Here is a 12447-nt window from a genome sequence, read left to right on the forward strand (position 1 = left end):
CCTACAGGTAGGTGACGCCCAGGACGATCACCGACAGCAGCACCGGAGCCATCGGCAGGCACCACGCGAACCACGCCTTGGCGTAGGCCTTGGCTTGATGGAACCGTCGGCCCAGCAGTCCGCCGATCACCGCCGCGACCAGTGACACCGCGGCGACGACGAGAACCCAGGTGCTCACCTCGGTGGTCGCCATGGCCAGCGATATACCGACCAGCCACAGCACGTGGCCCACGATCAGTCCGCCGATCCCGGCGACTACCACTGCTCTCACGGGCACGGAGACAGATCAGAAGTTGATCATGTGGCCGGCCAGGCCGTGGAAGCACTCCTGCAACGCCTCCGACATGGTCGGGTGGGTGTGCACGTTGCGCGCCAGCTCGTTGATCGTCAGATCCCACTTCTGCGCCAGGGTCAGCTCGGGCAGCAGCTCGGAGACGTCGTGCCCGATGAGGTGGCCACCGATCAGCTCGCCGTACTTGGCGTCGGCAATCAGCTTGACGAAACCGCTCGGGTCGCCGAGACCGTGTGCCTTGCCGTTGGCGGTGAACGGGAACTTGGCCACCTTCACGTCGTAGCCCTCGGCGCGGGCCTGCTCCTCGGTGAGCCCGAAGCTGGCGACCTGCGGCTGGCAGAACGTGGCCCGCGGCATCATCCGGATGTCGCCCAGCGGGAGCGTCTCGGCCCCGGCGATGGTCTCGGCCGCCACAACGGCCTGCGCCTCGGCCACGTGGGCCAGTTGCAGCAGCCCGGTCACGTCACCGATGGCATAAATGTGCGGCACGTTGGTGCGCAGGTAGTCGTCGACGCCGATGGCCTTGCGCTCGGTCAGCTCGACGCCGGCCTTCTCCAGCCCGAAGCCCTCGACGTTGGGGGCGAAGCCGATGGCCTGCAGCACCTTGTCTGCCTTGAGGTCCTCGGACTTGCCGTCCTTGCTGACGGTGACGGTGACAGTTGACCCGTCGTCGTTGATCGACTCGACCTTGGTACCGGTGAGGATCTTCACGCCCAGCTTCTTGTACTGCTTCTCGATCTCCTTGGAGACCTCGGCGTCCTCATTGGGCAGTGCCCGCGGAAGGAACTCCACGATGGTGACGTCGACGCCGTAGTTCTTCAGCACATAGGCGAACTCCATGCCGATCGCCCCGGCACCCGCGATGATGATCGACTTCGGCAGCTCGCGAGACATGATCTGCTTCTCGTAGGTGACGACGTTCTCGCTCAGCGACGTGCCCGGCACCAGCCGGGTACTGCTGCCGGTCGCGATGATCGCGTTGTCGAATGTCAGCGTCTCGGTGCCGCCCTCGTTGAGGTCGACGGCCAGGGTGTTGGCATCGGTGAACTTGCCGTAGCCGTGGATCTCGGTGATCTTGTTCTTCTTCATCAGGAAGTGCACACCGGCCACGCGGCCCTCAGCGACCTTGCGGCTGCGGTCGAAGGCGGCGCCGAAGTCGAAGCTCGCCTCACCGCTGATGCCGAACTGCTTGGCCTCCTTGGTGAAGATGTGCGCCAGCTCGGCGTTGCGCAGCAGCGCCTTGCTCGGGATGCACCCGACGTTGAGACAGACGCCGCCCCAGTACTTGGGTTCGACGATGGCGGTGGTCAGGCCCAACTGCGCTGCGCGAATGGCCGCGACATATCCGCCGGGACCTGCTCCGATTACGACGACGTCATAGTGAGTCACGCCCACAGCCTAGTGGGCGGCGGTGCGGCGCTAACGGCCGAACCAGTCAAAGACGTAGGCACCGTAGAGGACCCCCGCGGCGGCCGTTGATGCCAGGGGTGCCGACATCAACGCGACCGCCAGCGCCGCCAGGAGCGGCTTGTTCACGATCATGGCGACCAGCAGGCTCACAACGGTGCACACGACGACATAGACGAACACCACGAAGACCGGTGCCGTCTTGTCTACCGAGGAGAACCACCACTCGTAGAGCGCCACCCCGATCCCCGCGCCGACGATCCACACCCCGGCGACCACGAGCACGAAGGTCCAGCGCTTGACGTAGGTGTAGGTGCCCGGCACCACCTCGGGCGGCGCGAACGCGGGAATCGGTTCGGACGGCGTGTCGCCGGGCGGTTCGGTGGCGGTGATCGGTTGCGCCTCGGCGCTCTGCGCTGCGATCGCGTCGGTGTCGAAAAGCGGCGTCCAGTTCCCGGTCGGCTCACCCACCGCGTGCTCAGGCACCGGAGACCGCCTCGATCGCGGCCAGCACGCCGAACCAGCCGGGGGCCAGCGAGAGGACGAAGACGCCGAACGTCGTCACCCACCGGCGACCAGACAACAGCACCAGCAGCATGCCTGCCGCACTGGGCACACCGACGACGAGTCCGACGACGAGGTCAGGTCGGATGGCCGCCGTCACCAGCACACTCGATGCGACACCCGCGACCACGCCCGTGGCGACGCCGATGAGCATCGCACTGGTCAGGAGCCACGCCCGTGGGAGCGGAATCACCCCTTCACGGTAACTCCGCGCGTCGCCGCTAGTCGTGCACCTGCGCGGCGCGTCCCGCCGGTATCGGGCAGGCGTCCACGGCCTCGGCGACGATGTGAGAGCCCGTTGCGACCGGTCGCTCCCCCGCCTCGAATCGTCTCCCGGTGACCGGCGGGTGCTCGTCGAGCAGCGCGTTCTCCGCCGCGGTGAACGCGCGTCCGCGGGACAGGAACCGCATGCCCTCTGGCGATTCGAGGCTGAACCCACCACCTCGGCCGGGAACCACGTCGATCACCAGTTGGGTGTGCTTCCACGCCTCGAACTGCGACCCGGAGATCCACACCGGTACGCCGTCGCCGTCGCCCACATCGAGAATCGACAGCAGGATGTCGCGGTCACCGACGATGAAGTCCCCATCGGGGTAGCACATCGGTGACGATCCGTCGCAACAGCCGCCTGACTGGTGAAACATCAGCGGACCATGTCTGTCCTGGAGTCGACGCAGGAGATCAGCTGCGGGCGCGGTGATGAGTGCTCTGCTCGGCACGGCCATCACTCACCCTATCGCCGCACGATTACCGCCGATAGCCACAATGGACCCGTGGACCCAAGCGCTGATACCGACCCCACCCTCCGGGACCCCTACCTCTGGCTGGAGGACGTCACCGGCGATGACGCCCTGGCATGGGTGGCCCAGCACAACGAGCCCACCCTGGCCGAGCTCGGCGGCGAACGATTCGAGCAGATGCGCTCCGAGGCCCTGGCGGTGCTCGACACCGACGCCCGCATCCCGTACGTGCGGCGGCGCGGCGAGCACCTCTACAACTTCTGGCGGGACGGCGCCAACCCTCGCGGCCTGTGGCGGCGCACGACGTTGGAGAGCTACCGCTCGCAGGAGCCCGACTGGGACGTCGTCATCGATGTCGACGCACTCGCGGAGGCCGATGGCGAGAATTGGGTGTGGGCCGGTGCCGAGGTCATCGAGCCGGACCTGACGCGAGCGCTCATCAGCCTCTCCAGGGGCGGTTCGGATGCCACCGTGGTCCGCGAATTCGACATGCGGACACGTGAATTCATAGCGAGCGGATTCGAGCTACCGGAGGCGAAGACCGATATCGGCTGGGAGGGAGCCGATGCCGTGATCGTGGGCACCGACTTCGGACCGGGCTCGCTGACCGACTCCGGCTACCCCCGTGTCGTCAAGCGGTGGCGACGGGGCCAGCCCCTCACTGACGCCGAGACGCTCTTCGAGGGCGATGTGTCCGACGTGAGCGTCGGCGCCGGGTACGACCCGACGCCCGGTTTCGAGCGGCTGCTGATCTCGAGGTCACTGGACTTCTTCAATCGTGACCGATACGAACTCCGCAACGGCGAGCTGCTCAAGTTCGACGTCCCGACAGATGCCGGCACGTCGATACACCGCGAGTGGCTGCTGATCCGGCCGCGCAGCGACTGGACGGTGGACGGCACGACATACCCAACCGGCACGCTTCTGGCCACCAAGTACGACGAATTCCTCTCCGGCACGGCCGATCTCACTGTTGTCTTCGAACCGGACGAGCACACCAGCCTGCAGAGCTACACCTGGACGCGTGACCGGCTGATCCTGGTGACCCTGGTGGACGTGGCGAGCCGCATCGAGGTCGTCACGCCAGGGCCCTGGACACGCGAGCCCGTCGAGGGCATCCCGCCGAACACCAACACCGTGGTGGTGGCTGCCGATGAGTACGGTGACGAGATATTCCTGGACTCAAGCGGTTTCGACACACCGTCGCGACTCCTGTGGGGCCGGGTTGGCGAGGAACTCTCCGAGATCAAGAGCGCGCCTGCGTTCTTCGACGCCTCCGACATCGAGGTGAACCAGCACTTCGTGGCGTCGGCCGATGGCACGATGATCCCGTACTTCGTGGTAGGACACCGCAGCGCGAGCGGCCCCGGCAAGACGTTGCTCGGCGGCTACGGCGGATTCGAGAACTCCAGCACACCGGCCTATGGCGGTGTGCTCGGCCGGTTGTGGCTGTCACGCGGCGGCACCTACGTGCTGGCCAACATCCGTGGCGGCGGCGAGTACGGGCCGCGGTGGCACACCCAGGCGATGCGCGAGGGCAGACACCTGGTGCACGAGGACTTCGCCGCGGTTGCCGCCGATCTGGTCGCGCGCGGCATCACGACAGTCGATCAGCTCGGCGCACAGGGCGGCAGCAACGGCGGCCTGCTCATGGGCATCATGCTGACGAAGTACCCCGACCTGTTCGGCGCCCTGGTGTGCAGCGTTCCGCTGCTCGACATGAAGCGCTACCACCTGCTGCTGGCCGGCGCGTCATGGGTTGCCGAGTACGGTGACCCCGACAACCCGGACGACTGGGAGTTCATCTCGGAATACTCGCCGTACCAGAACATCTCGGCGGACCGACGGTATCCCCCGCTGCTGATGACCACGTCGACGCGCGATGACCGGGTGCATCCCGGGCACGCCCGCAAGATGACCGCAGCGCTGGAGGCCGCCGGGCACCCGGTGCAGTACTACGAGAACGTAGAGGGCGGCCACGCCGGCGCCGCCGACAACGCCCAGACCGCGTTCCGGTCAGCGCTGATCTACGAGTTCCTGCACCGCACGCTGGGCGAGTAGGGGCTTAGCTCAGCACCCCGCGGCCGATGATGGTCGGCAGATCGAGGAACGTCCGGATACCCGGTGCCGCTTCGCATACCGGTGCGATGGCGTGCACGGCATGCATCGCGGTGCCGAGGCAGCCCTGATCCGTCTCGTCCTCACCATGGGCCGCGATGCGCGACTCGAGCACCATCGAGGGGCTGCCCTCGACGGTCACCTTCCACCCGCGTCCGGTCGGCCAGTCCGGAGCCTGGTCGTCGCGCAGGCGGGTGATGTGCTCGATGGTCAGCGCAGGTCGGCCGCCGATGATCGCGGAGCAGCTGAACCGCTGCGCCGAGACGGTGCCCACCTCGATCCGTCCGGCCGTGATGTCGAAGGCCTCGGCGGTGACGGCCACACGGCGGTCGTAGGCGAAGTCGTCGATGGTGGCGCCGAGGCCGTCGGCGACCAGCATGAGTGACGCCTTGAACGTCGAGCCGGCGAGCACCGGATCGGCCAGCGGAACCGGCGCATCGGGTGCCCCGCCGAAGCCCATGATGTCGAACAGCATGTCGGCGCTGTCATAGGTGCTGTAGTCCAGTAGTTCCTGCACCAACAGGGAATCGATGCGGCCGAACAGGCTCGACATCGTGAGTGGCAGAACCTCTGCCGCCCAACCGGGTTCGATACCCGTCGCGTGGAAGGACGAGCGCCCCTCGGCGCACGCCGCCTCCAGCTGGTCGACGACGGCCTGCCCCATGCTGGCCGGGTAGATCAGTGCCGTCACCGCCGTGGACACGACGTTCTTGCCCGACGCCAGCAGGGCACAGATGTCACGCAGCGCGCCCATCGGGTTCATCTCGCCCTGCGGCATGTACAGCACGCAGTCGGCGTCCAGCGCAATGATCGCGTCACGGTCACGCGTTGCGGTGACACCGATTTCGCCGATGCCACACAGCTCGCCGGCGTCACGGCCGTCCTTGGACTCGCCGTAGACCAATGCCCCGACCAGGTCGAGGTCAGGATGACGGTGCACCGCGGCGACGGCGTGGCGTCCGACGGTTCCGGTGGCCCACTGGATGACACGCAGCATCCCGATGAACTTACGGTAATACCAACGGCACAGTGGGCGGGTTGGCCGAACCACCACCATAGGGTGGAGCCATGAGCACCACGTCCCTGATCCTCTTCTACGTCGGCATCGGGCTGCTGGTCGCCGGAATCGTGGTGCCGGGCTGGGATACGAATCGGCTGCCGAAGCGGGCGGTGAAGCGTCGCATCTACTGGACCGCGACGGCCGTGGCGATCCCGGTGCTGTTCATCGCGGGCTACCGGATCTTCAGAGTTCGGTCGCGTTCGTCGCGATGGCGGTGGTCCTCATGGTCGGGTGGGCGTACTTCCGCACATCGAACATCAAGATCGGCGGGGAGGTCCGGGCCGCGGACCCGGCCCACCGTGGGCCGGACCCGGCTCCGCGGGGTGAGGGGTCGTAGCCGGCTGAACACCTTGGTGGTGAAGCAGATCGATGCGGCCGACGTTGAGGCAAACAAGACGGCATGACCGCCGAGCCACGTCCGTCCGCTCCGCTCCACCCGCCGAGACGCCGCAGAGGCGCTGCCGTCCCGGGTCTGTTCGTACTCGTCGTGTTGCCGATCATGGGAGCAGCGCTGGCGTCCTGTTCCCGCGGAGAGACCACCTCGTCGACGACGCCCATCTCGACATCGCCCGCTCAATCCCAGAAGCCGACCCCACCGTTCGAGACATCGGACGGATTCGCGTGGCTAACGGCGGCCTGCGGCGGGCCTTCGGTGATGGATGCTTCGCCGAACTCATGGCTCCCCCAAGCCTCGAACGTCGCGCTGTGCATGACACCGCCCGGTCAACCATCGGTTCTAGTCGGTGTCTACGACGACCCATCCGAAAGCGCCGAAGACCTGACCAAGACGCAAGGCCAGCACGGCTATGCGACCCGGCAGGACGACCAGGGCCGAACCTGGATATTCGTCGTCGAAGGCACCGACCCCAGTCCGCTGCAGCCCCTGGAGCGGTACGGCTTCGCCCTCGCATGACAGATTTTGGTGCGTGGACCCCGGTTAACCGTCGGTAAACTGGCGAGATCGGTAAGTTCACGATAACCGTGACGAACCGTTGGGGGGAACCGGATGTACATCGACACGGACATGCTGCGCATGGGAGCGGACTTCTCCGACAGCGCGGCGACGATCATTCAACGCGGTGCGGCTGACTTCTCGTCGACCCGACTCAGCGTCGGTGTGTTCGGCGATTTCGAGGCTGCGCGCGGCTTCCACGGCGCCCTCACCGCGGCTCACCAAACCCACGCCACAACTATGGACGGTCATCGCACCGAACTAGACGCGATCGCCCAGAAGGCCACTTGCGCCGCGACGATGTTCCTCATGCAGGATGAGCAAGCTGCCGGCGCCGTCGATGCCGCGGGAAATTCCCTGACCTGATCCCCGATGACGCTGCAGCTTCGACATCTCGACGTCAAGGGCCTCATTGGTTCTGTCGGTGGTGACCCGTGGCAAATGAACCGCACGATCCAGGCTGGATCTCCGGGCGAGATCAGCGAGTTGGCCACCGCATTCCGGGCGGCCAGCACTTGTACCAGCGAGACCACCGAAGAGTTTCTCGCTGCACAAAGGCGATTCGAGTTGGCATGGGATCGTCACGACGGCGGCGACCATCCCATCAATGACTCGGCCGAAGTGTCGCGGGCCACCGAGTCATTGCAATACAACAAGGACAAGATGTCCAAGGTCGCCGTTGACTTGCAGAGCATCGCTGCTTCTTTGGCGGAAGCGCAGCGCAGCGGGGCCATCTCGATCAGCAATCTCGATGGCGCACTGCGGCGGATCGACGACCAGATCGACTACGAAATCAGTCTCGCGGCGGCCAACGGTGAGACCGCCGACATCTCGGAACTTACGCAGGCAGCGGTCGATCGCGTCGCCACTGCGCTAGACGAAGTGCGGTCTGTCCGTGACGCCTACTCCGACCAACTCGACCAGGCGCAAGCCGAGATGGCGGCAGAGGGTTACACCCCCGACGCCACGAACGGCGCCGACGGACGGGCCCTTGATTCTGAGCCGGGCGCCAAGTCAGCATCGGACAAGTACGACACCCGTCAACGCGCCGTCGACCAGGCACTGGTCGACGCTCCAGGCCCGTGGACGCCCGAGAAGCAGGCGGCCGCGGGACGGCTTCGCGACTTCGCGACGATCAACGATCCGGCGGCGAACATCGACGAGATCCAGTATGCGGGCCAACGACTGGGCGACTACAACATGTCTCATTTCACTGGCCCACTGCCTGTCGACCCCATCACCGGCAAGACCGCGGCCCAACGAGCCGCCTTCCGACAGGAATGGCAGCACAAGCTTGAGCAAGGCGTTCTCGGCGCCCCACCGATGAGTCCAGATCAGGCAACGCGGTTCCTCAATCAACAGGAAACGACCGCACGCAATATCGTTATTGATGGCGTTGAGACCAAGCTGCGAGAAACCGGGATCTCGGAAGAAGGAATTGCGGACATTGTCAAGAACCTCAGTACCGGCGCAGACATGGTCGGCACTGGATTCGAACGCTATGGCGAATCAGTTCCGACAGGCAGGCACACCCTCGAAGGTCTTTCCAAGGCGGACGCTGAACTGCTCAGCAAGGCAGGATTCAAGCTTTCGGCGGTCGGCAACGTCGTACAACTCGGGTTTGCCGGATGGGAGTGGTGGCACAGTGATTCGCACGACCGCAACGAAAAGCTGGGTGAGGCAACCGGATCTGTGGGTGGCAGTATTCTTGGTGGGGCTGCCGCGGGGGCAGCAGTGGGATCGGTAGCGGGACCGATCAGCGCGGCTGGCGCGGCAGTTGTCGGCGGCTTGCTCGGTGGGTTCGCCGGCGGCGACATCGGAGGAGACATCGGTGGATTGTTCGACGCGCCACTGACAAATGGCAGCGGCGGCGGCGGAAAGAGCTGGTAGTGACACTCTCCAAAATTCTCTTTATCTCTGGCCTGACACTCATGGTTCTCGGTGTGGTGGGAGGCTTTTTCCCGCTGTGGAAGTCGCGTGCCCTCTCTCCGGCTTCGATCCAGAGAAGGGTGTATTGGAGTGCGTGCTCGATCGGGATCGCACTGATGTTTCTCTCTCAGGCCCCGCAGTGGGGTTCGGCCATAGCCATCGCGCTCGCAATGACATTCGGGGTCGTGGTCATCGCGTTCGGAAACACGTCTCACATAAAGGTCGGCGGCAAGATCTATGCTGCATACCGCACTCTCCGCAAACCGGATCCGCCGCCCGCACTTCAGTCTCGCTCGTAGGCCGACAACAACGCCCTCTTCGCGCGGACACCTCATGCGCAAGCAGTCGAATTGCCCCTCTGAAACTCTTGCTACGGATACCCCACTCGGGAGCTGGCGGCCACTAAGTCGCTCACAGGGCATCTGTGATCTGTTTGGGTACCGCCCCCATCCTTGGCATGGCAGAGGCGGATAGCGAATTACGATGTGCAGCTCTAGCTGACGAAGGTCGTCGCTCGGCGCTAAACCGACAGCGACGCAAGAGTCCACGACGAATCCTTGACTTCCGGTCCATCAGTGACTCGACTTCAGTCATGGCCCAGAGCTTTGAGACCCTGCTGTACAAGGCGCAGCCGCCGGTCGCCACGATCACGCTGAACCGGCCCGAACACCTCAACACGATCGTGCCGCCGATGCCCGACGAGATCGAGGCCGCGGTCGGCCTGGCCGAGCGCGACCCGCAGATCAAGGTGATCGTGCTGCGCGGGGCGGGGCGCTCGTTCTCCGGCGGCTACGACTTCGGTGGCGGCTTCGCACAGTGGGGCGAGTCGATGAACACCGACGGCCGCTGGGATCCGGGCAAGGACTTCGCCATGGTGTCGTCGCGATCGACGGGGCCCACGCCGAAGTTCATGGCGATCTGGCGGGCATCCAAACCGGTGATCGCCCAGGTGCACGGCTGGTGCGTCGGCGGCGCGAGCGACTACGCGCTGTGCGCCGATATCGTCATCGCCAGCGACGACGCCGTCATCGGCACGCCATATGCCCGGATGTGGGGCGCCTACCTCACCGGCATGTGGATCTATCGGCTCGGCCTGGCGAAGGCCAAGTGGCACTCGCTCACCGGGGAACCGTTGACCGGTGTCGAGGCCGCTGCGGCTGAGTTGATCAACGAGTCGGTGCCGTTCGAGCGACTGGAGGCCCGCGTCGCCGAGGTCGCGGGCATGCTGGCCCGAATCCCGTTGTCGCAGTTGCAGGCTCAGAAGCTCATCGTGAACCAGGCCTACGAGAACATGGGGTTGGCGTCCACCCAGACTCTCGGCGGCATCATCGACGGGCTCATGCGCAACACACCCGACGCGCTCGAGTTCATCGACGTCGCAGCAACCGAGGGCGTGCGCGCGGCGGTGCAGCGCCGGGACGGGCCATGGGGCGACTACAGCCAGGCGCCGCCGGAGCGCAGGCCCGATCCGTCACACATCATCGAGCCGTAGCCGCGCCTCCAGCAGGGCATCGAGGTCGCCCAGGCAGCGCAATGTGTCGTTGAGGTGGGTACAGGTGCTGGTGCCGACCAACTCACCCTTGATGCGGTGCCGCAGATCGGACAGCGCCATACCTCGTATGCGCAGCGCACTGGTGATCGCACTCGGGCACTCCTGCCACGGCAGCACATGCACTCTCGCATCGACCGACACGATGGTGCGGGCGGACACGTCCACCACGCCCGCCACGGTGTACTCGTGCACGATCGTCTCGGTCCCGTCACCGTCGACGTGGGAGTCGCGGAAGTGGGCGTCGAACTCGGCCGAGTCGGCATCGCCGGGCCGCAGGTCGATGCGTCGGTGTCGGCGCATACCGTGCGGGCGCAGCGGTTCGACGTCGCGCAGCGCGTCCAGGGCCGGCGCGACCGGGCCGAGCACCGTGGGGATGACCCCGTTGCTCTGGGCGTAGGTGACCATGAATGCGTCGTGGGCGAAGCCCGCGCAGATCGGGGCCAGGTTGTCGGTGACGCTGACGGGCAGCCGCTCCTCGTCGCCTCGGGTTGCCGCCTCGGCCATCAGTGCGTAGCCGGAAACCAGCGCTGCACCGGCCCAGTCGTCGAGCAGCAGGTGCAGCAGGCTCGCGCGCGCCGCGTCAGCCGGAACGACCCGCGTGACCGCGGAGCGGAACCCCGGCCCGACGCGGTTACCCGTCAGCGCGGTGAGGCGGTCGTCGTCGACGGCGCCGACAATGTCGATGGCGTCGATGACGCGGTCGGTGAGATGCGCACGCAGTTCGACCTGGTCGAGCACCTCGACGCCTGATGCGCGTGCCACCACGTCACGGCCCCGCAGGGTGACGTCCGATCCCCCGGGTTCGGTCTGATGAGTGTCGATGACGCTGATCCGCCGCAGTGTGCCCGGCACGAGTGACGGCGTCGTGGTCACGGGCTGTTGCGGCCCGAGGTCCGTGAGGAAAGGCATGGCCTGACGTTACTGGGCAGTCGACTAGCAGGACGACGCATGCCGCGAGCGTCAGTCGCGCCGGCGCAACCCACCGAGCATCGCCACGACGACCCCGAACGCCACCAGGACCACGCCTGCGGCCAACGTCAGGTTCAGCCACAGGTGCAGACTGTCGACGGCGTGACCGACCATCGCGTCAGCGACCTGCCGGATCCCGCCGGAGGTGACATCGAGCGCCTTGTCGACGTAGCGGCGTGCCACCTCGATAGCCGCCCAACCGGCCGCACCGACCACCAGCGCCGAAACCCCCAGGGCTGCAAGGGCCTTACCCCGTCGCCGCGCAACCGCGAGTGTCAGCAGCGCGAAAACGCCCGCCAGGATCGCCGCCCCGAGGCTCGCCCACGGACCCCACGTGGACAGCTGGCGCAGTTGCCCCGGCCGGAGCGAATCGGACACGTTCTCCGTCAACGGCACCGTCAGCGTCGACGGCGCGCTGATGCCGAAGTCGCTCAGGGTCTGCTGAAACGAGCGATCGGCGAGCATCGGCGACAGGTCGATCTCCCAGCGCCCCGACTCATCGGACTGCGACACCGCATCGGTGAACATCCATCGGTGGGCGATCCGGTTGGCCGTCGCGAACTGGCCGGGGAACGCCGCGCTGCGCGTGTAGGTCGTCGCCGCGCCGCGCAACAGATCGGGGGTCACGTCATAGCCGCTGTTGCCCGCGAGGTTCACCAGCTGGTCGGTCAGTTCCAAGGCCATCGCGTTCTGCAGCGGCGGTTCGGTGGCCGCGGCCTGCGCCAGCGCGACGTAGCCGCCCTCGTCGACGACGTTGTGCTGGGCCCACATCGCGGGCACCGCCACCGCGAGCGCCACCGTTGTCAGCAGCCAGAAGAGGAGCGCAGCCACGAACCGCACGGCGCGTCCTCCTCTCCTGGACGC

15 protein-coding genes are annotated in these 12447 nt (G+C 66.3%); 7 read left to right on the plus strand and 8 right to left on the minus strand.

Annotated features, from left to right (window positions below; genetic code table 11):
• Window position 1: 1 nt before the first annotated feature.
• Genes ABIA65_RS21705 through ABIA65_RS21725 form a run of 5 tightly spaced genes read right to left on the minus strand, consistent with a single transcriptional unit; the run spans window position 2 to window position 2988 of the window.
• Complete coding sequence (locus ABIA65_RS21705; RefSeq protein ID WP_241405852.1) at window positions 2-271, minus strand: hypothetical protein; 270 nt, start codon at window positions 269-271, stop codon at window positions 2-4.
• A 15-nt stretch (window positions 272-286) separates the two neighbouring features.
• On the minus strand, window positions 287-1681 hold the full coding sequence (lpdA, locus tag ABIA65_RS21710) for a dihydrolipoyl dehydrogenase (RefSeq protein WP_354524856.1): 1395 nt from the start codon (window positions 1679-1681) through the stop codon (window positions 287-289).
• Window positions 1682-1711: 30 nt separating this feature from the next.
• On the minus strand, window positions 1712-2185 hold the full coding sequence (locus tag ABIA65_RS21715; RefSeq protein WP_354524857.1) for a hypothetical protein: 474 nt from the start codon (window positions 2183-2185) through the stop codon (window positions 1712-1714).
• Window positions 2178-2456 carry a putative holin gene (locus ABIA65_RS21720; protein WP_354524858.1) on the minus strand — a complete coding sequence of 93 codons (279 nt, stop codon included), beginning with the start codon at window positions 2454-2456 and terminating at the stop codon, window positions 2178-2180. Before ABIA65_RS21720 ends, ABIA65_RS21715 begins: the two co-directional genes overlap by 8 nt.
• 28 nt (window positions 2457-2484) lie before the next feature.
• A complete protein-coding gene (locus ABIA65_RS21725) occupies window positions 2485-2988 on the minus strand; it encodes a DUF779 domain-containing protein (RefSeq protein WP_354524859.1) in 504 nt (167 codons plus the stop codon).
• 48 nt (window positions 2989-3036) lie between these two features.
• Here ABIA65_RS21725 and ABIA65_RS21730 point away from each other — a divergent pair, with 48 nt between their 5' ends.
• Entirely contained in the window at window positions 3037-5064 is a 2028-nt protein-coding gene (locus ABIA65_RS21730) for a prolyl oligopeptidase family serine peptidase (RefSeq protein ID WP_241401179.1), read from the plus strand.
• Window positions 5065-5068: 4 nt separating this feature from the next.
• Here the strand turns inward: ABIA65_RS21730 and ABIA65_RS21735 are convergent, their stop codons facing one another.
• Window positions 5069-6118 (minus strand): NAD(P)H-dependent amine dehydrogenase family protein, encoded by a 1050-nt coding sequence (locus ABIA65_RS21735; protein ID WP_354524860.1) that lies wholly within the window; start codon window positions 6116-6118, stop codon window positions 5069-5071.
• A 71-nt stretch (window positions 6119-6189) separates the two neighbouring features.
• On the opposite strand from ABIA65_RS21735, the gene ABIA65_RS21740 reads away from it, so the two are divergent.
• The 6 genes from ABIA65_RS21740 (at window position 6190) to ABIA65_RS21765 (ending at window position 10554) form a co-directional block, all read left to right on the plus strand.
• The gene (locus tag ABIA65_RS21740) at window positions 6190-6585 is read left to right on the plus strand and encodes a hypothetical protein (RefSeq protein ID WP_354524861.1); all 396 of its coding nucleotides are present in this window, start codon (window positions 6190-6192) and stop codon (window positions 6583-6585) included.
• The gene (locus ABIA65_RS21745) at window positions 6582-7094 is read left to right on the plus strand and encodes a hypothetical protein (protein WP_241401182.1); all 513 of its coding nucleotides are present in this window, start codon (window positions 6582-6584) and stop codon (window positions 7092-7094) included. The genes ABIA65_RS21740 and ABIA65_RS21745 overlap by 4 nt, the downstream gene beginning before the upstream one ends.
• 93 nt (window positions 7095-7187) lie before the next feature.
• Complete coding sequence (locus ABIA65_RS21750) at window positions 7188-7499, plus strand: DUF2563 family protein (protein ID WP_354524862.1); 312 nt, start codon at window positions 7188-7190, stop codon at window positions 7497-7499.
• A 6-nt stretch (window positions 7500-7505) separates the two neighbouring features.
• Window positions 7506-9023, plus strand: coding sequence for a putative alpha/beta hydrolase (locus tag ABIA65_RS21755; RefSeq protein WP_354524863.1), 1518 nt, complete (start codon window positions 7506-7508; stop codon window positions 9021-9023).
• On the plus strand, window positions 9023-9361 hold the full coding sequence (locus ABIA65_RS21760; RefSeq protein WP_241401185.1) for a hypothetical protein: 339 nt from the start codon (window positions 9023-9025) through the stop codon (window positions 9359-9361). Before ABIA65_RS21755 ends, ABIA65_RS21760 begins: the two co-directional genes overlap by 1 nt.
• A 293-nt stretch (window positions 9362-9654) precedes the next feature.
• A complete protein-coding gene (locus ABIA65_RS21765) occupies window positions 9655-10554 on the plus strand; it encodes a crotonase/enoyl-CoA hydratase family protein (protein ID WP_354524864.1) in 900 nt (299 codons plus the stop codon).
• Here the strand turns inward: ABIA65_RS21765 and ABIA65_RS21770 are convergent.
• Both ABIA65_RS21770 and ABIA65_RS21775 read right to left on the minus strand, forming a co-directional pair.
• Window positions 10534-11523, minus strand: coding sequence for a DUF2889 domain-containing protein (locus ABIA65_RS21770; RefSeq protein ID WP_354524865.1), 990 nt, complete (start codon window positions 11521-11523; stop codon window positions 10534-10536). The two genes, ABIA65_RS21765 and ABIA65_RS21770, sit on opposite strands and share 21 nt — an antisense overlap.
• 51 nt (window positions 11524-11574) lie before the next feature.
• Window positions 11575-12423, minus strand: coding sequence for a hypothetical protein (locus ABIA65_RS21775; RefSeq protein WP_241401188.1), 849 nt, complete (start codon window positions 12421-12423; stop codon window positions 11575-11577).
• Window positions 12424-12447: the final 24 nt, after the last annotated feature.

Origin of the sequence: Mycolicibacterium sp. 624 (genome assembly GCF_040548615.1) — a bacterium.
Taxonomy (GTDB): Bacteria; Actinomycetota; Actinomycetes; order Mycobacteriales; family Mycobacteriaceae; genus Mycobacterium.

What these genes read in the sequence shown, in the direction of transcription:
- ABIA65_RS21735 (WP_354524860.1), bottom strand. Translation starts at nt 6,118, where the DNA reads ATGCTGCGTGTCATCCAGTGGGCCACCGGAACCGTCGGACGCCACGCC.
- ABIA65_RS21765 (WP_354524864.1), top strand. Translation starts at nt 9,655, where the DNA reads ATGGCCCAGAGCTTTGAGACCCTGCTGTACAAGGCGCAGCCGCCGGTC.
- ABIA65_RS21755 (WP_354524863.1), top strand. Translation starts at nt 7,506, where the DNA reads ATGACGCTGCAGCTTCGACATCTCGACGTCAAGGGCCTCATTGGTTCT.
- ABIA65_RS21750 (WP_354524862.1), top strand. Translation starts at nt 7,188, where the DNA reads ATGTACATCGACACGGACATGCTGCGCATGGGAGCGGACTTCTCCGAC.
- ABIA65_RS21740 (WP_354524861.1), top strand. Translation starts at nt 6,190, where the DNA reads ATGAGCACCACGTCCCTGATCCTCTTCTACGTCGGCATCGGGCTGCTG.
- ABIA65_RS21745 (WP_241401182.1), top strand. Translation starts at nt 6,582, where the DNA reads ATGACCGCCGAGCCACGTCCGTCCGCTCCGCTCCACCCGCCGAGACGC.
- ABIA65_RS21770 (WP_354524865.1), bottom strand. Translation starts at nt 11,523, where the DNA reads ATGCCTTTCCTCACGGACCTCGGGCCGCAACAGCCCGTGACCACGACG.
- ABIA65_RS21725 (WP_354524859.1), bottom strand. Translation starts at nt 2,988, where the DNA reads ATGGCCGTGCCGAGCAGAGCACTCATCACCGCGCCCGCAGCTGATCTC.